This window comes from Nocardia sp. 348MFTsu5.1, assembly GCF_000383535.1.
GTDB lineage: Bacteria > Actinomycetota > Actinomycetes > Mycobacteriales > Mycobacteriaceae > Williamsia > Williamsia faeni.
On sequence record NZ_KB911511.1, the window covers coordinates 41,951 to 62,311 of the forward strand.

Consider the following 20,361-nt stretch of genomic DNA (forward strand, 5'->3'; position numbering starts at 1 on the left):
GAGCACCACGCTTATGTACCGCGTGTCTGGTGCCGCCGCGGAATTCCAAACCTCGCGACGATCTTGAGGATCCGGCCAGTCTCGTCGAACTCGAAACTCTCGGTCACCAAAGCGCTCAGCCGCAACGGCTTCGGATGCACGTGCACATAGAACGTGCTGTGGACGACACCGTCAGTGACTGTTGCGGTGAAGTCACCGATGGTGTGGATCAAACGGAATTGCGGTCCACGAGCCAGACCGCGCCGCAAGTGGTTTCCGTTGCGACCGGTTTTGAGGCCCATCTCGATACGGACGCAGTCGGGATGGAACGGCACCTGCGACGGATCATGACTGACCAGCGCATCGACGTACGACTTCGCCGCTGCGATCAGCTGATCGTCGGTGGGTGCCGTCATCGTGCCCCGTAGACCGGCATCGGTGTCGGTGCCTGCTCCAGGATGTCCTTCACCACCGGGCCCAACTCTGCCGGATCCCAGCGAGACCCCTTGTCACGCTTGATACTTCGCTGCCAGCCATCGCTGACCGAGATGGTGCCGCCCTCGACCTCGAAGACCCGTCCACTGACCTGAGCCGACTCCTCGGACCCCAGCCAGACCACCAGTGGTGACACGTTGGCCGGGTCCATCGTGTCGAACGAGCCGTCTTCGGGTACCGCCATCTGCGCAGCCATGGCGTCACCGGAACCGGTCGTCATCCGCGTCCGGGCAGACGGCGCAATGGCATTCACCGTGACCCCGTAGCCGGCCATCTCGGCTGCCGCCTGGATGGTCAGTTCGGCGATCGCCGCTTTGGCCGCGGAGTAATTACCCTGTCCGACCGAGCCGTACAGCCCGGCACCCGACGAGGTGTTGACGACACGAGCCGCCCGCGCCCGGCCGGCCTTCGACTCGGCCCGCCAGTACGCCGCGGCATGGCGCAGCATCGCGAAGTGCCCCTTGAGGTGGACCCGGATGACGTTGTCCCAGTCTTCTTCACTCATCATCACGAGCATCTTGTCGCGCAGGAACCCGGCGTTGTTGACCAGCACGTCGAGTCCACCGAACTCCTCGATCGCGGTGTTCACGACATTCTGGGCGCCGGCCCAATCGGCCACATCGTCGCCATTGACGACGGCTTGCCCACCCGCAGCGACGATCTCGGCGACCACCTGTTCGGCCGGAGACTCTCCGGTGGCCGTTCCGTCGAGGCCGGCACCGATGTCGTTGACCACCACCTTTGCGCCCTCTCGGGCAAAGGCCAAGGCGTGCTCGCGGCCGATCCCCCGGCCCGCACCGGTCACGATCACAACGCGTCCGGCAACAATTCCACTCATCAGTTGGCTCCTCAGTCAGTTCAGGTAGTGATGTTCAGGTGGTGGTGGGGGTGACGGAGTTCGCGGCGGTGGCGGCGTCCAGGAACGCCAGCCTCTCGCCGCCACCGTGCACGGTCAGGGTAGAACCGGTGACATAGGATGCCAACGGGGACAACAGGAATGCGACGGCGTTGCCCACATCTTCGGGTGATGCCAGGCGGCCCATCGGGATGGTCTTGCCCACCGCATCCACCCCGGCCGCGTCTCCGTAGTGCAGTTCGGCCAACTCGGTGCGTACCGCACCGGCGACGACCGAATTGATCCGGACGATCGGCGCCCATTCGGCGGCCAGCGATCCCGTCAGCGAGTCGAGTCCCGCCTTCGCCGCGCCATAGGCCGCGGTTCCCGGTGACGGGCGATGACCGCTCATGCTCGACACGTTCACGATCGATCCCCCGCCGGGCTGATCCCGCATCACCTTCTGCGCCGCCTGCGCAACGATCAGCGGCGCAAGCATGTTCAGCTCGACGATCTTGGAGTGGTACCGCGGTGACACGTCGGCGGCGAGGGCAAACGGCGCGCCGCCCGCATTGTTGACCAGCCCGTCAAGGCTGCCGTGACGTTCGACGATGCCGGTCACCATCTCGGCGACCGCGTCGGCATCACGGATGTCGCACACCACGAAGTCGATGCGCGGATCGGCCGCTTCCGCCGGCCGCCGCGCGCAGGCCACCACGGTGGCACCCAGGTCGGCGAGTACGGCACTGATGCCGGCACCGACCCCACGTACGCCACCGGTCACCAGTACCACCTGGCCTTGCAAGCCGAGGTCCATCCACGCTCCGTTCCGAGTCCGCACTATGAGTGTTAAGGTACCAAGCAATTGCTTGGTTGGTCTACACCAGGACAGTACGCGAGGAGCATTGATGCCGATCACCACATCTACGGTCGAACCCGGGATTGTCACGGTTACCGTCGACTTTCCGCCGGTCAACGCCCTGCCTTCGGCGGCATGGTTTGAACTCGGGGACGCAATAATCGCCGCCGGACAACGTCTCGACACCCACGTGGTGATCCTGCGAGCCGAGGGCCGGGGGTTCAACGCCGGAGTCGACATCAAGGAAATGCAGGCCACCGAGGGCTACGACGCCCTGATCGCCGCCAACCGCGGCTGCGCGGCCGCCTTTGCCGCCGTGTACGACTGCGCGGTCCCGGTGATCGTCGCCGTGAACGGATTCTGTGTGGGCGGCGGCATCGGCCTCGTCGGCAACGCGGACGTGATCGTGGCCTCCGACGACGCGGTCTTCGGGCTGCCCGAAGTCGACCGCGGAGCCCTCGGCGCCGCCACCCACCTGGCCCGGCTCGTGCCTCAGCACACGATGCGCACCCTGTACTTCACCGCGCAGAACGTCACCGCACAGCAACTCCTGCACTTCGGATCGGTTCAGCGGGTGGTGCCGCGCGATCAACTCGACGAGGCCGCGCTGGAGATCGCCCGCAAGATCTCGGCGAAGGACACCCGCGTGATCCGGGCGGCCAAAGAAGCCATCAACGGCATCGATCCGGTGGATGTGAAGACCAGTTACCGGCTCGAACAGGGTTACACCTTCGAACTGAATCTTGCCGGCGTCGCCGACGAACACCGCGACGCCTTCGTCGAAACCGGCCGACCCAAATCCAAGACAAACGACACAGCCACATCCACCAGTAAGGGGGCCTGACCACAGATGGCAACCGACAAGACCAGCAGCCTCGACGACATCATCGGCGAGATCAGCAGCGGCATGACCATCGGCATCGGCGGCTGGGGTTCGCGCCGTAAACCGATGGCCCTGGTGCGAGCACTCGCCCGCTCCTCGGTCACCGACCTCACGATCGTCACCTATGGCGGTCCCGACCTCGGATTGCTCTGCGCGGCAGGCAAAGTCAGCAAGGCCTACTACGGGTTCGTCTCACTGGACTCACCGCCGTTCTACGATCCCTGGTTTGCCAAGGCCCGGACGACCGGCGCGATCACTGTGCGCGAGATGGACGAAGGCATGGTCAAGTGTGGCCTCGAGGCCGCCGCCGCCCGCCTGCCGTTCCTGCCGATCCGGGCCGGCCTCGGCTCCGACGTCCCCAACTTCTGGGACGGGGAACTGCGCACCGTCACCTCGCCCTACCCCGACGACGACGGCCGCCATCAGACGCTGATCGCCATGCCCGCACTGCAACTCGATGCGGCATTCGTCCACCTCGACCTCGCCGACCGTCATGGCAACGCCGCATACACCGGCATCGACCCCTACTTCGACGACCTCTACTGCGCCGCGGCCACGCGACGCTACCTCGAAACCGACCGCCTGGTCACCACCGAGGAGCTGGTGGAAAAGGTTCCGGTACAACGTCTTCTGCTCAACCGGCTGAACGTCGACCGCGTGGTCCACACGCCGAACGGCGCGCATTTCACGTTTGCCGGCGAGTACGGCCGCGACGAAGCCTTCCAGCAGTTCTACGCCGAGTCGGCCAAAACCCCCGAAGCCTGGCAAGCGTTTTCCGATCGGTTCCTGACCGTGCCCGAAGACGTCTATCAGACCGAGGTCGACAAGTGGAACGCCGAACGAGAGGACGCACAGTGACAACAGGACACGCAGGGAGCACCCCCGACCCCTCGGCTGATGTGACCCGCGCCGAGTACTGCGTGATCGCCTGCGCCGAGATCTTCTCCGGCGCGGGAGAAACCATGGCGTCCCCGATGGCAACGACCCCGTTGATCGGCGCCCGGCTCGCACGACTGACAACCGAGCCCGATCTGCTGATCACCGATGGTGAGGCACTGATCTTCGCCGACACCCCTGCCGTCGGAAAGTCCGGTCCCATCGAGGGATGGATGCCGTTCCGCAAGGTCTTCGACGTCGTCGCCTCCGGGCGGCGCCATGTTGTGATGGGCGCCAACCAGATCGACCGGTACGGCAATCAGAACCTCTCCGCATTCGGTCCGCTCCAACATCCGACGCGACAGATGTTCGGCTCCCGTGGGGCTCCGGGCAATACGATCAATCACCCGACCAGTTACTGGGTGGCCAAACACTCGGCCCGGGTCTTCGGTGGTGTGGTCGACGTGGTCTCCGGAGTCGGTTACGACAAGATCGACGCCGACAACCCGGCCTTCAAATATCTGAACATTCCCCGGGTGGTCACCAACCTCGGCGTCTTCGATTTCGAGGGACCCGATCACACGATGCGTGCGGTCTCGCTGCACCCCGGCGTCGATGCGGCCGAGGTCGCCGAGAACACGGGCTTCGAGGTCGCAGGCTTGGCCGATGCCGGGGTCACCCGCGCACCGAACGCCGAAGAGTTGCGTCTGATCCGCGAGGTCATCGACCCGAAGGGTCTGCGGGAGAAGGAAGTCAAGCCGGTATCGACCAGCAGGACAGCACGATGACTGCTGCGCCTATTGCGACCCGGTTCACCGAACTGGTCGGCGTCGACTACCCGATCGTCCAGACCGGTATGGGCTGGGTGTCGGGACCGTCGCTGACGTCGGCGACGTCCAACGCAGGTGGACTCGGGATCCTGGCATCGGCAACGATGACCTACCCCGAACTCGAAGCGGCCATCGCCAAGACGAAATCCCTGACCTCCAAGCCGTTCGGCGTCAACCTGCGGGCCGATGCGACCGATGCACCCGAGCGTATCGATCTACTCATCCGTGAAAAGGTCAAGGTCGCGTCGTTTGCCCTGGCGCCCAAACCCGACCTGATCGCGAAGCTGAAAGACCATGGGATCGTCGTCATCCCGTCGATCGGTGCCGCCAAGCACGCCGTGAAGGTCGCCTCGTGGGGTGCCGATGCGGTGATCGTCCAGGGTGGTGAGGGCGGCGGGCACACCGGCCCGGTGGCAACAACCCTGTTGCTGCCGAGCGTGCTCGATGCGCTGGGCCCCGACGGGATCCCGGTGGTCGCGGCCGGTGGATTCTTCGACGGTCGCGGACTCGTCGCGGCGCTGTCCTACGGCGCCGAGGGAGTCGCGATGGGAACCCGCTTCCTGCTGACCTCCGACAGTGCCGTGCCGGACGCGGTCAAGGCCCAGTATCTCGAGCGGGGCCTCGGCGACACCGTCGTCTCCACAAAGGTCGACGGCATGCCCCACCGGGTCCTGCGTACCGAGTTGGTGGACAAGCTCGAATCCGGCAACGGCGCAACCGCTCTGGCGGCAGCGGCCAAGAACGCCAACAGGTTCAAGCGGATGACCGGGATGAAGTGGTCGACGATGCTCAAGGACGGCCGCACGATGCGCAAGTCGGGCGAACGGACGTGGCAACAGGTGATCATGGCCGGCAACACCCCGATGTTGTTGCGGGCCGGGCTCGTCGAGGGCAATACCGAAGCCGGGATCCTGGCGTCAGGTCAGGTGGTCGGCATGATCAACGACCTGCCCAGTTGCGACGAACTCATCCAGCAGATCATGACCCAGGCCCGCGACCGCCTGGACCAGCTCGGCAAGTTCTAGCCGCTCACGGTTCGCGTTGCCACCGGTGGCCGGGCTCCCGTCCGGCCAGCAAGCGGGCGCGATACGCCGACACCCTCGTCCAGATCACCTGTTGCACCGCCAGCGTCATCCAGCCTGCGACAGCCATCCCGGACAGGTTGACCACCAACTGGAGACTGCTCCCGACGATTTCTTCACGGAGTCCGAAGGCCAGGCCCAGCGCGACGTTTCCGGCTGCCGGAATGGTTGTCACCGAGATGAAAACGCCCGACAGACCGCCGAGTCGGGACGACGTCAGGGACAGCACCCCGGCGACCCCGGCAACCACGGCGACGATGAATGACCATTTGTCCGGGGTGTAGATGAACGCGGTGTCCGGCCGGGCCTCGGTCACGTCGGTCTCCGTCACCCAGCCGAGCCCGCGCGCGATCAGGGCCGCGATGGTCGTGGCCACGATGCTGAGCGTAAATCCACCGACGAGTGTCAGCAGTGCACGCCCGAGCAGCGTCATCCGCCGCCGTACCAGCGCGACTCCGAGCGCCGCGACAGCCCCGAACTCGGGCCCGAGGACCATCGCACCGATGAGCAGGATGCTCGAATCAAGGACGATGGCGATCGCAGCCAACAGCGTCGCCAGAACCATGAAACTGGCGAAGATCCAGTTGAATTCGGAGTCGTCGTAAGCCTTTTGGGTCACCTCGGCCCAGACGACCGCATCGGCGCTCGCCCCGGGCGTGACCCGCTCTGCTTCCAGCCCCTTCTCAGATATCCAGATGGGTACCTGGCCCAGGTGGATGGTGCCGAAGCGATGGATATCCAGTTCACGGAGTGCATCGATGACCTCGTTCGCGCCCTCGCGCGCGATGTCGGCCTCGATCACGTCGCCTTCGGGTTTCATCGACGCGCCACGATAGACGGTCACGTTGCTGACCGCGGGGTCCTCACAGAGAAGTTCTGAGATGCGGTCGGAGTATTCACCTGGAGCGATGACCCGTATCTGCAGCATTCCGACAGCTTCCCACGGCACGCCACGCCAACACCGTCACTCGATCAGCGTGGCACGATCCCGTCGAGCACCACGCTCAAGTACTGCTCGGCGACCTGGCGGGCCGTCCGATCGCCACCGGGCCGGTACCAGCGCACCGCGACCCAGACCGTATCGCGCATAAAGCGGTACACCAGTTCGGTGTCGAGGTCGGGGCGGAAACTTCCGTCGGCCATGCCCTTGGTCAGTACATCGCTCCACAGGGTGCGGAACTCGACGTTGCGATCCTGGATGTACGAGAACCGATCCTGGCTCGCGAGCCGCTTCGCCTCGTCCTGATAGATGGCCACGGCCGAATGGTCGCGGTCGATACTCTCGAACGACGCAATCACCAAGCCGGTCAGCGTCTCTCGTGCGGGCAGCCCCGCCTCGACCACCTCGTGGTACGTATCGAAGAGCGAATCCAGGAACGACCTCAGGATCTCGTCGACCATCGACTCCTTGGAGTCGAAGTGGTGATACAGACTCCCCGACAGGATGCCGGCCGAATCGGCGATGTCACGAACCGTGGTGGTGCGGACCCCGCGCTCGGCGAACAGCCCACTCGCCACCGCCAGCAACTCATCGCGCCGCGTCACCCGGGTACGCTCACCCGAGGTCATCTCACTTCGTCTCGCTGCCACCCACTCAGCCTAGCAAGCGCTTGGTTGCTAGGTCTGTTCGCTGGTCGTGCTCCCACGTACCCGCCGCCTCCGAATGTCCGGCATCGGAGACGGCGGGTGGCACCGAGAGTGAGCCCTACTTGTGGCCGAGCTTCTTACGAGCGCGATTGTTGAAGAACTTCCACAGCTTCAGCTGCATGTTGGTGTTCTTGGTGTCTTTCGCCGTGAACGGTGCCGACATCATCTCCGACACCGCGACCTTCAGGGTCGAGAACGCCACCGCGCGGGTGTGCGAGAACGTGTCAAAACCGTATTTGCCGTGGTAGCCGCCCATCCCGCTCTTACCGACGCCACCGAAGGGCAGGTCCGGACCGAACATGTTGATGGCGAAGTCGTTGCCGTTGATCGAACCCGACTGAGTCGAATCTGCGAGCTTGTAGAAGCGCTCGTTGCGGTCACCGTGCCAGTACATCGTCAGAGGATGCGGGTGGCTGGTGATGTGCGTGATCGCCTCGTCGAGTTCGCGGTACGGGTAGACGGTCAGCACCGGACCGAAGACCTCGTCCTCTTCGATCTTCATCCCGGCCTTGACCCCGGTGAGCAGCGTCGGCGGGATCTTGCGAGCGTCGGCGTCGGGCAGCTTCTCTCCGGCGGGGATCACCTGATGCTTGGTGGCACCCAGTGATTCGGCATCGTCGATGAGATCGACGATCCGCGAGAAGTTCTTCTCGTTGATGGTGGAGGTGTACTGCGGGTTGTCTTTGATCGACGGCAGGTTGGTGCGCCAGCGGGCCAGCACCCGGTCGGTGAACTCACCGAGCTTGGCCTCGGGAACCCACACGTAGTCGGGGCACAGGCACACCTGACCGCCGTTGACGAGGCGGGCGTCGGCGATCCGGGTGGCAGCCTTCGCGATGTCGGCATCGATGTCGACGACAACCGGGTTCTTGCCACCGAGTTCGAGGGTGACCGGGACCAGGTTCTTGGCGGCCTCGGTGGCCACCGAGGCGCCCACCTCGGGAGAGCCGGTGAAGAACATGTGGTCGACCTTGAGCTTCGCGAAGTCCGAGCCGCCACCATGGGCACTGGTCAGCACGGCGAGCTCTTCGAGATCGAAGTAGCGGGGAGCATGCTTTGCCAGGACCGCAGTGGTTTTCGCGGTGACCGACGACGGACGGATCAGCACCCGGTTACCGGCGGCGAACGCCGATCCGGCCGGGACGATCGTCAGGTTCAGCGGGAAGTTCCACGGACCCATGATGCCGACGACACCCTTGGGGTCGTGGCGGACCTCCTGCCGGAAACCCGCACGGGCAAGCACCTTGCCCGGCGTCGAGGTCTCCATCCACTTGGTGACGTGCTTCTTCTGGTGCGCCAGGTCGACCATGCAACCGGCGATGTCGGCGGCGATCGACAGCTCGCGCGGACGTGATCCGAAGTCCGCGGCGAGCGCCTCGGCGAGTTCCTCCGCGTTGTCGAGGAGCAGCGCTTGCAAGCGGACGATCCGATCGATGCGGGTCTGGGCATCAGGGATTCCGTCGCGCAAGAACGCCGCGCGCTGCAGTTCTAGCAACGCCTGCAAAGTCAGAGTGTCCGCCGATTTCTCGTCTCGGACCTGCTTCTTTGCCACATCTGCCGGTTTTGTCATTGCGCGAACCTCCACGAGCCGTTGGTCATTTGCGGGACTTTGGAACGAAAATCCAAGTCTGTCGCAAACCAGTATGCGCCAACTCACACCGGAGGCGCCAGCGGCAGCTCCCCACCCCCCGATGATGTGCCGTTTTGGCGGAGCTCACCTGGGCTTTTGTTCGCCAAAACAGCACATCATCGGGGTGGGGGGGCCAGGGGCTGGGGCTAGAGGCGCTCGATGATCGTGACGTTGGCGGTGCCGCCGCCCTCGCACATCGTCTGGAGGCCGTAGCGGCCGCCGGTGCGTTCGAGTTCATGCAGCAGTGTCGCGAAGAGTTTTGCGCCGGTGGCGCCGAGTGGATGTCCGAGCGCGATGCCGCCGCCGTTGGGATTGACCTTGGCCGGGTCGGCGCCGGTTTCCTTGAGCCAGGCCAGGACGACCGGGGCGAAGGCCTCATTGATCTCGACGACGTCGATGTCGTCGATGCTCAGGCCGGCCTTGGCGAGGGCGTATTTGGTGGCGGGGATGGGGGCCGACAACATCATCACCGGGTCGTCGCCGCGCACCGAGATGTGGTGGATCCGGGCGCGGGGGGTCAGGCCGTATTCCTTGAGGGCTGATTCCGAGACCACCAGCGACGCGGACGCGCCGTCGCAGATCTGGGAGGCGACCGCCGCGGTCAGCGACGACCCTTCGGCCAGCACCTTGAGGCCGGCCATCTTTTCCAGCGACGTCTCGCGCGGGCATTCGTCGACCAGACAGTCACCCAGGGGCACGGTCTCGGCAGCGAACCTGCCTTCGTTGATGGCCCGCAGTGCCCGCTGATGCGACTGCAGGGCCCACTGCTCCATGTCTTCGCGGCTGATGTCCCACTTCTTGGCCATCATGTCGGCGCCGACGAATTGGGAGATCTCGGCGTCGCCGAACCTCTCATCCCATCCCACCGACCCGGCGAAGGGGCTGGTGAATCCGTACTCGGCTCCGGCGATCATCGCCGCCGAGATCGGGATGGCACTCATGTTCTGAACCCCACCGGCGACAACCACATCCTGCGTACCGCTCATCACGGCTTGTGCCGCGAAATGGATTGCCTGCTGCGATGATCCGCACTGACGGTCGATCGTGGTGCCCGGGACGCCGAGAGGCAACCCGGCGGCAAGCCATGCCGTCCGGGCGATGTTGCCGGCCTGCGGGCCCACGGTGTCGACGCAGCCGAAGATCACATCGTCGACCACGTTCGGGTCGATGCCGTTGCGCTCGATGACGGCCTTGATGACATGGGCGCCCATGTCGGCCGGGTGCACCTTGGCCAGCGATCCGTTGCGCTTGCCCACGGGGGTCCGCAGGGCGTCGACGATATAGGCCTGGGGTGAAGACATGTTGTGCTCCTTGAAATGTGAGGGGTGTCAGGCGTGTTGGCTCGAGATCGAGACGACCTCGCCGGTCAGGTAGGTGGTGTAGTCGCTGGCGAGCATGGCGATGGTGGCGGCGATCTCCCAGACCTCCGCGGCCCGGCCGTACGCCTCGCGAGATGCCAGGTCCGTCAGCAACTCTTCGCTGGTGACCTTGGCCAGGAACGGGTGCCTCGCGATGGACGGGGCCACCGCGTTGATCCGGACCCCGTATTCGGCGGCCTCGATCGCGGCGCACCGCGTCAACGCCATGACACCGGCTTTGGCTGCCGCGTAATGGGATTGGCTGTGCTGCGCCCGCCAGCCCAGCACCGAGGCGTTGTTGACGATGACCCCACCGTGCGGCGCATCCCGGAAGTACCGCAATGCCGCGCGGGTGGCCCGGAAAGTCCCGTTGAGGGTGATGTCGATGACCCGGTCCCATTCGTCGTCGTCCATGTCGACCACGGGTGTCTCACCACCGAGTCCGGCATTGTTGACGAGGATGTCGATCCGGCCCAGTTCATTTGCGGCAGAGTCGATCAGCGCATTCACCGCGGAGGTCTCCTGCACATTGCACACGACCTGCGCGACGGTCCGGTCGCCGAACTCGGCACGCAATTTGTCCGCGGTCTCCCCCAGCCTGCGTTCGTGCCAGTCACTGACCACCACATCGGCGCCTTCGAGCAACGCACGCCGCGCGGTGGCGAATCCGATGCCGGTTCCGGCTGCCGCTGTGACAACAACTTTCCGTCCGGCCAGGAGTCCGTGGCCGGGAATTTCTTCCGGGGCCGTCGCCAGCGGGTTGGGGCGATGTTCAACTGTCACGATCGAGCCTCTCGAGGTAGTCCGAGCACACGCTCGGCAATGATGTTGCGCTGCACTTCATTCGACCCGCCGTAGATCGTGTCGGCCCGGGTGAACAGATACAGACGCTGCCACCTGTCGAGTTCAACGTTCCCGGGGTCGAAGATGTTGTTCGGCGCGCCCTCGCTGGTCGCGTCGGGGGCGATCAGGGATGCCGCGCCCTGGACGGCGACCGCAAGCTCGCCCAGATCGCGATGCCAGTTGGCCCACAACAGTTTTGCCACCGAGGCCTCACCGCCGGACCCACCGGTGTCGACTGTTGCGAGTGTGCGTTGCACGTGGGCCCGCATCACCCGGAGTTCGAGCCAGGCGCGGGCAATCCGCTCACGGATGACCGGGTCACCGGCCGCACCGTTCGACTTCGCCATCTCCACGATCTCGCTCAGCTCACGCGAGAATCCGACCTGCTGACCCAGCGTGGACACGCCGCGTTCGAACTGCAGCAGTCCCATCGCAACCTTCCAGCCGTCGCCCGGCTGCCCGACGACAAGGGAGGCGTCGGTGGTGGCGTTGTCGAAGAAGACCTCGTTGAACTCCGACGTTCCGGTGAGCTGCTGGATGGGACGCACCGTCACACCGGGTTGATCGAGTGGGACCAGCAGAAAGCTCAGTCCGCTGTGGCGGGTCGAACCGGGTTCGCTGCGGCACACGACGAACGCCCACTGCGCGACGTGGGCCAGCGACGTCCAGATCTTCTGGCCGTTGATGACCCACTTGTCGCCCTCGAGCCGGGCGGTGGTCGAGATGTTGGCCAGGTCCGAACCCGCACCGGGCTCGGAATAGCCCTGCGCCCAGAGCTCGTCGACCGTCGTGATCGGCGGCAGGAACCGTTCCTTCTGCTCCTGGGTCCCGAAAGCGATCAGCGTGGGGCCGAGGAGTTCCTCGCCGACGTGACTCACCCGCGCCGGAGCTCCGGAGCGTGCGTACTCCTGATGGAATGCAATCCGCTGCTCGATGGTGGCCCCTCGGCCACCGAACTCGGTGGGCCAGCCCAGGCAGGTCCACCCCGCCTTCGCCAGCAGCCGATCCCACGCCAGCCGGGGGCCGAAGAATTCATGTTCACTGCCGGGGCCACCCCGCGACTTCAGATGCTCGAACTCACCCGTCAGGTGCTCGTCGAGCCAGGACCGTACGGCGCCCGAGAACTCGGCCGCCGATCCGTCCCATCGTCCCAGGTCCACGCCTCGGTCAGCGAGGTTGATCGACGTCATGCGAACCAGACTAGCCGACCAAGCACTTGCTTGGGTACGTCACCCAAGCAAGTGCTAGGTTTTTGTCGATGAGGCCTGTTGCCCCGGCACAGGTATTAGCCTTTTTAAGCAGGTCAGAGCACCAGGAGGAATTGTGTCCGTGACACCGGAACAGTCAACAGGCTCCGAGTTCGACGAAGTGAAGACCACACCCCAGGCATTGATCCGCGCCGCCCGACTCTGGCCCGATCAGCCCGCCATCATCGACGATCAATGGGGCGAGACCGTCACCCTCACCTGGTCCGGACTACTCGCCGCGGTCCGCACCGCTGCCACGGCCCTGATCCAGCAGGGTGTCGATGCCGGTGACCGCGTGGCGATCTGGGCACCCAACAGCTACCACTGGCCGATCGCGGCACTCGGGGTGCACTTCGCGGGCGCCACGCTGGTCCCACTCAACACCCGCTATACAGCGGCCGAAGCCCTCGAGATCATCCAGCGAACCCGGGCCACCGCCTTGGTGATCGCCGGGACCTTCCTGGGTGCCGATCGCCTGACCGAACTCACCGCACAGGCCGGCGGTGACCTCACCGCCGACACCGAGCTCTGTGCCGCCCTGCGGATCCGACTGGACCCCGACGACACGCGCACCGCAGGCAGCCTCGACTGGGACGATGCCCTCGACTCCGCCGGGGAACTCGACCACAGCGAGGCAGACCGCCGCGCCGCCGCGGTCGCCCCCACTGACATCTCCGACGTCTTGTTCACCTCCGGCACCACCGGGAAGTCGAAAGGCGCGCTCGCCGAGCATCAGCAGTCCATCGCAGGTGCCGCAGCCTGGGCCGGAAACGGCGGCCTGGGTCCCGGCGACACCTACGTGATGGTCAATCCCTACTTCCACACGTTCGGATACAAGGCCGGCATCCTCGCCTGCACGCTCACCGGGACCACCATGCTGCCGTTGGCGGTCTACTCCCCCGACAACGCCATGCGGCTCGTCTCGCAGCGCCGCGCAACTGTCTTCCCCGGCGCCCCCACCATCTTCCAGACACTGCTGGACGCACCCCGCCGCAGCGAGTTCGATCTGTCCTCGCTTCGCCTGGCCGTGACCGGCGCCGCGATCGTCCCTGTCGTCCTGGTCGAACGCATGCAGCACGACCTGGGCATCGACACGGTCATCACCGCCTATGGACTGACGGAGGCGAGCGGTTTCGTCACCACATGCACGCCGGACGACGACGACACCACCGTCGCCAACACGTGTGGACGGCCATTTCGGGGCATGGAGATCCGGCTGTCCGACGACGGCGAGGTTCTGGCCAGGGGAAAGATGGTCATGTCCGGATATCTCGACGACCCGGCCGCCACCGCGGAAGCCATCGACGCCGACGGATGGCTCCACACCGGCGATATCGGGACCATCGATGCAGCCGGCAACCTGACCATCACCGATCGTTTGAAGGATATGTACATCTGCGGCGGATTCAATGTCTATCCCGCCGAAGTCGAACAAGTGTTGTCCCGAATCCCCGGCGTGACCGAAGTTGCGGTGGTCGGGGTTGCCGATGAACGCCTCGGAGAAGTCGGCCGCGCCTATCTGACAATCGCACCGGGGGCTGATATGGACGAATCCTCAGTTCTGTCACACGCCCGCGCGAACCTGGCAAACTTTAAGATCCCACGTTCTGTGGAGTTCATCAAAGATTTCCCGCGCAATGCCGCCGGGAAGATCCTCAAGCGCGAACTCGACTGACAATCCATCGCATTTGCGAGGGTTTCAGCATTTCAACCAGATGCTTCAAATCGAATAAGGCGAAGGGCTCGAATCAATTGTTGCCAGACGCTCAGAAGTACTGCCTAAAGTGCAAAAGTGATCGCCACGATCATTTTTGTTAAGTGTTTACTGAGAAATCGTTCAAGCAATGCTCCCGGGGAAGCGGGCAAACAAAAAGGCGGGCGGTCCGGTTACCCGGGCAGCCCGCCTTTTCAGACAGTTCTCGAAAACAACTCGAAGCGTCAGTGCGCCTCGTTGTAGGCATCCACCACACCAGCCGCTATACGGCCGCGAGCCGACACCGGGTGTCCGTTACGGCGCGCCCAGTCACGAATCGCTGCGGTCTGCTCACGGTCCACTGTGGGCTTACCTGCGACACTGAGGCCCTTGGCACGCTTACGGCCTCCCACCCGACGGGCATGTTCTGCCCACCGTGCAACATCGTCACGCAGTTTGTCTGCATTCTTGGTCGACAGATCGATCTCATAGGTGACACCGTCGACACCGAACTCGACAGTCTCATCCGCAGTTTTACTATCGTCAACATCGTCGACCAGCGTGACTGTAACCTTCTTAGCCATAATGCTCCATTCTTGATGGCTCCCCGACCAAGACGGTTCTCAGAACACAACTCGTAACGAGCCATATTCGTGGTGGCCGCCTATTGGCCGCCAGCATAGCGCGAATATCTAGTTCGCGCTAATAACTCGCTTATGTGTTTAGAAGGTTTTCAATGCTGCGGTTTCACGAGTGGAAAGAGGATCGTTTCCCTAATCCCTAGACCGGTAAGTGCCATGAGAAGTCGGTCAATCCCCATTCCGGTGCCCGTGGTCGGAGGCATCCCCTGCTCCATGGCGGCCAGGAACTCTTCGTCGAGGACCATTGCCTCGTCATCGCCGGCGCGCGCAAGCCTGGCCTGATCCACGAACCGCTCCCGCTGAATGATCGGGTCGACAAGTTCCGAATAGCCGGTCGCCAATTCGAAACCGCGAACATACAGGTCCCATTTCTCGCTGACACCCCGCACGGTCCGGTGCTCGCGGACAAGTGGTGAGGTCTCCACCGGGAAGTCCCGGACGAAAACCGGCCCGGACAGCGTCTCACCGACCTGGTGCTCCCACAGTTCCTCGACGAGCTTCCCGTGGCCGTACCCCTTCCCCTCCGGGATCTCGAGGCCGACCCGGGCGGCGACCGACAGCAGGTACTCCACGGTGGTGTCGGGTGTGATGTCCTCCCCGAGTGCCTTCGACAGCGACGGATACATCTCGACCGAGGTCCACTCGCCGCTCAGGTCGTTGATCGTTCCGTCTGCCATCTCCAGCTGCAGGGTGCCCATCGCACCGAGCGCAACCTCTTGGATGATCTCCCGGATCATCGTGGCCGAGTCGTCGTACGTGCCGTAGGCCTCGTAGGTCTCGAGCATCGCGAACTCCGGCGAGTGCGTGGAATCGGCGCCCTCGTTGCGGAAGTTCCGGTTGATCTCGAAGACCTTCTCGATCCCGCCGACCACCGCGCGCTTGAGGAACAGCTCCGGCGCGATGCGCAGGAATAGGTCCATGTCCAAGGCGTTGGAGTGCGTCACGAAAGGTCGGGCCGCCGCGCCACCATGCAGCGTCTGCAGCATCGGCGTCTCGACCTCGAGGAATCCGCGACGTTCGAGCGCGCCACGCAACTCACGCATGACCGCAACACGAGTCCGGGCCATCGCCCGGGCCTCCGGCCGGATGATGAGATCGAGGTAACGCTGCCGCACCCGGGCCTCTTCGCTCATGTCCTTGTGTGCCACCGGGAGCGGGCGCAGCGCCTTCGACGCCATCTGCCACGTGTCCGCGAGAACACTGAGCTCGCCGCGGCGGGAGCTGATGACCTCACCGTGAACAAAGACGAAGTCGCCGAGATCGACGTCGGCCTTCCACGCCGCGAGGGACTCCTCACCCACACCGTTCAGGCTGATCATGGCCTGCAACTGGGTGCCGTCACCCTCCTGCAACGTGGCAAAACACAGCTTGCCGGTGTTGCGGACGAAAATGACGCGGCCGGCGACACCGACCTGGTCGCCCGTCGCGGTGTCCGTCTCGAGGTCGGGATATTTTGCCCGGACCTCTGCCAGTGAATGGGTTCGCGCCACCGAAACCGGGTAGGGCTCGATCCCTGCGGAAAGCATTCGATCACGTTTTTCGCGACGAATACGCAACTGTTCCGGCGTCTGATCTTCGACGGAATCGGCATCTGTTCTGGTGCGGCCCTGGCCACGGACTTCGTTCACGCCAAGAACCCTATCGGCCGGAGCGCCGCGCGATCCATTCGCCAAGGCCAAGCGGCATCTGGCAGTCACAAACCGCCGGTCGCGCGAGTGCCCCGGATCAGTGCGCGATGTACGCGCTCACCTCGCGCCGGGTGTGCTCGCCGAGCAACCCTGGCGTGGCGTTGCGAGACAGTGCCCGCTGACCGCCCGCGACAAAACGTGTGCCGGTGATGCCCCGGGCCTGCAGATGCCAGGTCAGCATCTCGGCGTCATGACCGTCGGCCCCGACCAGGACCCAGCGCTGGGCAACCGAGGCGCTCGACAGGGACTGATCGGATCCCGGAGTCAACCGGTCGAGAACGTTCCTGGCCGGAATCGCCAACGCTCCCAAGAGGATTCCTTCGTCATCGCGGACGCGCTGGCTGCGGATGTCGACGGCGATGGCACCGGCTTGCAGAGCCGGACCGTACTGATCGGCCGAGATGGACAGGGGCGCCGCCGCCGGAGCGGACACGGGAGCAGCGGTCGAAAACAAGATGGGTGCTGTGAGCACAGACATGATGGTGGCTTTCGAGAATGATCGGCGACAGAGCGCCGGAATCGGGCGTAGGGGTCATCGAGAGGCGTTTAGCCCCGACAACACTCCTGACAGCTCCGGTTCATCACGGTCGCGATTCTGCCACATCAATCCGGCTTGCACCAGTGGCGATGATCACCGAACCGGGTCGCGGGCCGGTCAGTGATCTGTCCGCGACTTGCTCCGGCTGTCCCGCTGCCGCTCGAAGACCAGCCGCAAACCGTCCAGCGTCAGCGTCGGCTCATGGTGTTGCAACGTCTCGCATTCGTCGAACACCAGCGGAGCAAGATAGCCCGTGGCGACCACCGCGACATCGTCCTGCGGACCGAATCCCCGAATCTCCCGCCGCACCCGCGTCACCAGCCCGTCGACCTGGCCGGCGAATCCGTAGAGGATGCCCGACTGCAACGCCTCGATCGTGTTCTTGCCGACCACGCTGCGCGGTGGCAACAACTCCACCTTGCGCAACGTCACCGTCGCGGTGGCCAGGGCCTCCACGGCCAGATCGATACCGGGAGCGATGGCGCCACCGAGGAACTCGCCCTTCGCCGAGACCACATCAACCAACGTGGTGGTCCCGAAATCGACGATGATGCAGGCGCGCCCGTACGCCGTGTACGCCGCGAGCGCGTTGGCCACCCGGTCGGTGCCGACTTCCTTCGGGTTGTCCACCAATAGTGGGACACCGGTCCGCACACCGGGTTCGAGCAGAACATGCGGTCCGATGCCGTAATACTTCCCGACCATCACCCGCATCTCCCGCAGCAACGACGGCACCGTGGACAGCCCCACCACCGAGGTCACCTGATCGACGTCCGGGCCGAGGAGACCGCGGATGGTCAGTGCGAGTTCGTCCGCGGTCATCCGCGGCTCGGTCCGCATCCGCCAATCCCGGATCAGGCGGGCGTGGTCACCACGCCCCGAATAGACACCCAGGTGGATGTTGGTGTTGCCGACGTCCAGGGCGAGCAGCATGGTCAGGCCATGCTGGAAGTGAATTCAGGGCTGGAGGTCAATTCGCGCGGATCCAGGAGCCCGCTGCCTTCCGGGGCATGTGCCGGGTCGTCACCGAGCTCGAGGATCTTGTTGTCGCCGTCCACGAACACCACCCGCGGGCTGTACTCGAGCAGCTCGCGCTCATCGAGGCCACCGTAGGCGATCAGGATGACCAGATCTCCGGGATGTACGAGATGTGCTGCGGCACCGTTGATCCCGAGGACACCCGAACCTCGTTCCCCGGCAATCGTGTACGTCTCCAGACGTGCCCCGTTGGTGATGTCGACGATCGACACCTTCTCGCCTTCGAGCAAACCCGCGGCGTCGAGCAGATCCTGGTCGACGGTCACCGAACCGACGTAGTGCAGATCGGCCTGCGTCACGGTGGCGCGGTGGATCTTCGACGTCATCATCGTACGAATCATGGTGTGTTCTCTCCTCTTTCGACGAATCCCGTACCGATCGCGACACCCACGTTGTCGATCAGCCTGGTGCTGCCGATCCGGGCCGCGATCAAAAGCCTGCCGTCGCCCTTGTCCGGCGCCGGTTCCAGACCCGGACCACGCACTTCGAGGTAGTCGACCTCGATCTCCGGGTGCAGCGCCAGCACCTGCCGGGCGGTGTCGAGAATGATCTGCGCGCCGTCCGCCGCCGCGTAGGCGCCGGCCACCAGGGCCGCAGACAGTGTCGTGGCCAGCTCACGCTGTGCCGGATCCAGGTACCGGTTTCGCGAGGACATCGCCAGCCCATCGGATTCGCGCACGGTCGGCACCCCGACGATGCGGATGTCGAGGTCGAGGTCGCGCACCATCTGCCGGATCAATGTCAGCTGCTGGTAGTCCTTTTCACCGAAGTACGCCTCCATCGGTGCCGCGATGTTGAGCAGCTTGAGGACGACGGTCAGCATCCCGGCGAAGTGGGTCGGCCGCGATGCCCCTTCGAGCTCGGCGCCGAGCGGCCCCGGGTGCACCGTGGTCCGGGGCCCGTTCGGGTACATGTCAGAGACCCGCGGCGCGAAGACCAGCTCGACCCCGGCAGCGCGCAGCAGATCGCAGTCCGCATCGAATGTCCGCGGGTAGGCGTCGAGATCCTCGTCGGCCGAGAACTGCAGTGGATTCACGAAAATCGACGTGATGACGACGGCGTCACCTTTGCGCTTGGCGGCCCGGATCAGTTCCAGGTGACCGGCGTGCAGAGCACCCATCGTCGGCACCAGCACCACCCGTTTGCCGGTCGACCGCAACGCCCGGCTGATCTTGTTCAGCATCGCCGGATCGCGGTGGACGGTCAATTTCCCTGCCGTGTAGGGCTTTTCAGATGCAATGTCGACATTCGACATCAGCGGTCACCTCCGAGGAGCTCGATCAGTTCTTGAGGCGGATTGGTGTAGGCGGCAGCACGCCGGGCCATTGCGAGGTATCCGTCGGCGATCCCCGGATCAGCTTCGGTCAGCGCTGCGAGATGGCGGGCAACAGCAGCGGCGTCGCCGCGCTTGACCGGCCCCGTCAGCGCCGCCGGACCCGACTGCAGGGTGTTGTCGAGGGCGGCGGTCAACAGCGGGCCCAGAAGCCGCTGCGGCCGGACGTCTTGTCCCTCGAGCACGGTGGCGAGCGCAGCCGCGGCGTCGCACACCAGGGCGACGAGATGGTTGGCACCGTGCGCCAGAGCCGCGTGATAGAGCGTCCGGTGCTCTTCACGGATGTGGACGGGTTCCCCACCCATCTCCAGCACCAGGGATTGTCCGATCGCCAGACCGATCTCATCGGCGGCAGTGACCCCGAAGCAGCAGTTGTTCAGCCGGTCGGTGTCTTCTCGGGTACCGATGAACGTCATCGCCGGGTGAAGCGCCAGCGGAAGTGCGCCGGCGTCGGTGAGGGGGTCGAGAATGCGGACGCCCTGCGCGCCGGCGGTGTGCGCGACGATCGTGCCCGGCCGCACCGAGCCCGCCGCGGACAGCTCTGCGATGAGCAGCGGAAGTTTGTCGTCGGGAACGGCCAAGATCAGCAGTTCACACCGCGCGGCAACCTCGTGCGGGGTCAGGATCTCTGATTCCGGCAACCGTTCGGCGGCCCGGCGCCGGGACTGGGATGACGAAGCTGCGACCGCTCCGACCACGTGCTCTGCGCGTTCGAGCGCCTCACCGATGGTGGTGCCCACACGGCCCGCCGACACGATGCCCACTGTCAGGCGGGCAGGCGCGGGCCAGTTGGTAATCCCGGTCGAGGTCACCGATGTCCTCCATCATTCGTTCCAGTCCCACCAACCCTTCGACCGATGCAAGAT

Annotated in this window: 21 protein-coding genes; 5 read left to right on the forward strand and 16 right to left on the reverse strand. The window is 64.8% G+C overall.

Going from position 1 to position 20,361, the window contains the following annotated elements; translation table 11 throughout:
* Positions 1-11 precede the first annotated feature (11 nt).
* Genes H290_RS0106585 through H290_RS0106595 form a run of 3 tightly spaced genes read right to left on the reverse strand, consistent with a single transcriptional unit; the run spans position 12 to position 2,126 of the window.
* A complete protein-coding gene (locus tag H290_RS0106585) occupies positions 12-395 on the reverse strand; it encodes a hypothetical protein (RefSeq protein WP_020105986.1) in 384 nt (127 codons plus the stop codon).
* Complete coding sequence (locus H290_RS0106590) at positions 392-1,312, reverse strand: SDR family oxidoreductase (RefSeq protein ID WP_020105987.1); 921 nt, start codon at positions 1,310-1,312, stop codon at positions 392-394. Before H290_RS0106590 ends, H290_RS0106585 begins: the two co-directional genes overlap by 4 nt.
* Before the next feature lie 34 nt (positions 1,313-1,346).
* On the reverse strand, positions 1,347-2,126 hold the full coding sequence (locus H290_RS0106595; protein ID WP_020105988.1) for an SDR family oxidoreductase: 780 nt from the start codon (positions 2,124-2,126) through the stop codon (positions 1,347-1,349).
* A 91-nt stretch (positions 2,127-2,217) separates the two neighbouring features.
* Here H290_RS0106595 and echA20 point away from each other — a divergent pair, with 91 nt between their 5' ends.
* From echA20 to H290_RS0106615, 4 genes are read left to right on the forward strand one after another with little or no spacing between them, the layout of a single operon-like run.
* Positions 2,218-3,012 (forward strand): (7aS)-7a-methyl-1,5-dioxo-2,3,5,6,7,7a-hexahydro-1H-indene-carboxyl-CoA hydrolase, encoded by a 795-nt coding sequence (echA20, locus tag H290_RS0106600; RefSeq protein WP_020105989.1) that lies wholly within the window; start codon positions 2,218-2,220, stop codon positions 3,010-3,012.
* A gap of 6 nt (positions 3,013-3,018) precedes the next feature.
* On the forward strand, positions 3,019-3,909 hold the full coding sequence (locus H290_RS0106605; protein WP_020105990.1) for a CoA transferase subunit A: 891 nt from the start codon (positions 3,019-3,021) through the stop codon (positions 3,907-3,909).
* Complete coding sequence (locus H290_RS0106610; protein WP_051121912.1) at positions 3,906-4,715, forward strand: CoA-transferase; 810 nt, start codon at positions 3,906-3,908, stop codon at positions 4,713-4,715. The genes H290_RS0106605 and H290_RS0106610 overlap by 4 nt, the downstream gene beginning before the upstream one ends.
* Complete coding sequence (locus H290_RS0106615; RefSeq protein WP_020105992.1) at positions 4,712-5,782, forward strand: nitronate monooxygenase family protein; 1,071 nt, start codon at positions 4,712-4,714, stop codon at positions 5,780-5,782. The genes H290_RS0106610 and H290_RS0106615 overlap by 4 nt, the downstream gene beginning before the upstream one ends.
* Positions 5,783-5,786: 4 nt before the next feature.
* On the opposite strand, the gene H290_RS0106620 is transcribed toward H290_RS0106615, so the two are convergent.
* From H290_RS0106620 to H290_RS0106645, 6 genes are all read right to left on the reverse strand, one after another.
* Positions 5,787-6,767 carry a DUF389 domain-containing protein gene (locus H290_RS0106620; RefSeq protein WP_036518343.1) on the reverse strand — a complete coding sequence of 327 codons (981 nt, stop codon included), beginning with the start codon at positions 6,765-6,767 and terminating at the stop codon, positions 5,787-5,789.
* Positions 6,768-6,811: 44 nt separating this feature from the next.
* Positions 6,812-7,408, reverse strand: a complete 597-nt coding sequence (locus tag H290_RS0106625; RefSeq protein ID WP_020105994.1) for a TetR/AcrR family transcriptional regulator — start codon at positions 7,406-7,408, stop codon at positions 6,812-6,814.
* A gap of 136 nt (positions 7,409-7,544) precedes the next feature.
* Entirely contained in the window at positions 7,545-9,056 is a 1,512-nt protein-coding gene (locus tag H290_RS0106630) for an aldehyde dehydrogenase family protein (protein ID WP_028462880.1), read from the reverse strand.
* Between the two features lie 206 nt (positions 9,057-9,262).
* Entirely contained in the window at positions 9,263-10,417 is a 1,155-nt protein-coding gene (locus H290_RS0106635; RefSeq protein ID WP_028462881.1) for an acetyl-CoA C-acetyltransferase, read from the reverse strand.
* A gap of 27 nt (positions 10,418-10,444) precedes the next feature.
* Positions 10,445-11,257 (reverse strand): SDR family oxidoreductase, encoded by an 813-nt coding sequence (locus H290_RS0106640; protein WP_020105997.1) that lies wholly within the window; start codon positions 11,255-11,257, stop codon positions 10,445-10,447.
* Entirely contained in the window at positions 11,254-12,507 is a 1,254-nt protein-coding gene (locus H290_RS0106645; protein ID WP_020105998.1) for an acyl-CoA dehydrogenase family protein, read from the reverse strand. The genes H290_RS0106640 and H290_RS0106645 overlap by 4 nt, the downstream gene beginning before the upstream one ends.
* 139 nt (positions 12,508-12,646) lie before the next feature.
* On the opposite strand from H290_RS0106645, the gene H290_RS0106650 reads away from it, so the two are divergent.
* On the forward strand, positions 12,647-14,239 hold the full coding sequence (locus H290_RS0106650; RefSeq protein ID WP_051121913.1) for a FadD3 family acyl-CoA ligase: 1,593 nt from the start codon (positions 12,647-12,649) through the stop codon (positions 14,237-14,239).
* A gap of 263 nt (positions 14,240-14,502) precedes the next feature.
* Here H290_RS0106650 and H290_RS0106655 read toward each other — a convergent pair whose 3' ends face one another.
* The 7 genes from H290_RS0106655 to H290_RS0106685 all read right to left on the reverse strand — a co-directional run bounded on the left by H290_RS0106655 (position 14,503) and on the right by H290_RS0106685 (position 20,307).
* Positions 14,503-14,841 carry an Lsr2 family protein gene (locus tag H290_RS0106655; RefSeq protein ID WP_020106000.1) on the reverse strand — a complete coding sequence of 113 codons (339 nt, stop codon included), beginning with the start codon at positions 14,839-14,841 and terminating at the stop codon, positions 14,503-14,505.
* A gap of 149 nt (positions 14,842-14,990) precedes the next feature.
* Positions 14,991-16,526, reverse strand: coding sequence for a lysine--tRNA ligase (lysS, locus tag H290_RS0106660; RefSeq protein WP_020106001.1), 1,536 nt, complete (start codon positions 16,524-16,526; stop codon positions 14,991-14,993).
* A gap of 97 nt (positions 16,527-16,623) precedes the next feature.
* Positions 16,624-17,064, reverse strand: coding sequence for a hypothetical protein (locus tag H290_RS0106665; protein ID WP_020106002.1), 441 nt, complete (start codon positions 17,062-17,064; stop codon positions 16,624-16,626).
* Positions 17,065-17,241: 177 nt separating this feature from the next.
* The gene (locus tag H290_RS0106670; RefSeq protein ID WP_020106003.1) at positions 17,242-18,057 is read right to left on the reverse strand and encodes a type III pantothenate kinase; all 816 of its coding nucleotides are present in this window, start codon (positions 18,055-18,057) and stop codon (positions 17,242-17,244) included.
* A 2-nt stretch (positions 18,058-18,059) separates the two neighbouring features.
* On the reverse strand, positions 18,060-18,503 hold the full coding sequence (panD, locus tag H290_RS0106675; RefSeq protein ID WP_020106004.1) for an aspartate 1-decarboxylase: 444 nt from the start codon (positions 18,501-18,503) through the stop codon (positions 18,060-18,062).
* The gene (gene panC, locus H290_RS0106680; RefSeq protein WP_020106005.1) at positions 18,500-19,417 is read right to left on the reverse strand and encodes a pantoate--beta-alanine ligase; all 918 of its coding nucleotides are present in this window, start codon (positions 19,415-19,417) and stop codon (positions 18,500-18,502) included. Before panC ends, panD begins: the two co-directional genes overlap by 4 nt.
* A complete protein-coding gene (locus H290_RS0106685) occupies positions 19,417-20,307 on the reverse strand; it encodes a Rossmann-like and DUF2520 domain-containing protein (RefSeq protein ID WP_028462882.1) in 891 nt (296 codons plus the stop codon). The genes panC and H290_RS0106685 overlap by 1 nt, the downstream gene beginning before the upstream one ends.
* Between the last annotated feature and the right edge of the window lie 54 nt (positions 20,308-20,361).

Coding starts and splice junctions, on each gene's coding strand:
- H290_RS0106585 (WP_020105986.1), bottom strand. CDS start 395: ATGACGGCACCCACCGACGATCAGCTGATCGCAGCGGCGAAGTCGTAC.
- H290_RS0106590 (WP_020105987.1), bottom strand. CDS start 1,312: ATGAGTGGAATTGTTGCCGGACGCGTTGTGATCGTGACCGGTGCGGGC.
- H290_RS0106595 (WP_020105988.1), bottom strand. CDS start 2,126: ATGGACCTCGGCTTGCAAGGCCAGGTGGTACTGGTGACCGGTGGCGTA.
- echA20 (WP_020105989.1), top strand. CDS start 2,218: ATGCCGATCACCACATCTACGGTCGAACCCGGGATTGTCACGGTTACC.
- H290_RS0106605 (WP_020105990.1), top strand. CDS start 3,019: ATGGCAACCGACAAGACCAGCAGCCTCGACGACATCATCGGCGAGATC.
- H290_RS0106615 (WP_020105992.1), top strand. CDS start 4,712: ATGACTGCTGCGCCTATTGCGACCCGGTTCACCGAACTGGTCGGCGTC.
- H290_RS0106620 (WP_036518343.1), bottom strand. CDS start 6,767: ATGCTGCAGATACGGGTCATCGCTCCAGGTGAATACTCCGACCGCATC.
- H290_RS0106625 (WP_020105994.1), bottom strand. CDS start 7,408: ATGACCTCGGGTGAGCGTACCCGGGTGACGCGGCGCGATGAGTTGCTG.
- H290_RS0106630 (WP_028462880.1), bottom strand. CDS start 9,056: ATGACAAAACCGGCAGATGTGGCAAAGAAGCAGGTCCGAGACGAGAAA.
- H290_RS0106635 (WP_028462881.1), bottom strand. CDS start 10,417: ATGTCTTCACCCCAGGCCTATATCGTCGACGCCCTGCGGACCCCCGTG.
- H290_RS0106645 (WP_020105998.1), bottom strand. CDS start 12,507: ATGACGTCGATCAACCTCGCTGACCGAGGCGTGGACCTGGGACGATGG.
- H290_RS0106655 (WP_020106000.1), bottom strand. CDS start 14,841: ATGGCTAAGAAGGTTACAGTCACGCTGGTCGACGATGTTGACGATAGT.
- H290_RS0106665 (WP_020106002.1), bottom strand. CDS start 17,064: ATGTCTGTGCTCACAGCACCCATCTTGTTTTCGACCGCTGCTCCCGTG.
- H290_RS0106670 (WP_020106003.1), bottom strand. CDS start 18,057: ATGCTGCTCGCCCTGGACGTCGGCAACACCAACATCCACCTGGGTGTC.
- panD (WP_020106004.1), bottom strand. CDS start 18,503: ATGATTCGTACGATGATGACGTCGAAGATCCACCGCGCCACCGTGACG.
- panC (WP_020106005.1), bottom strand. CDS start 19,417: ATGTCGAATGTCGACATTGCATCTGAAAAGCCCTACACGGCAGGGAAA.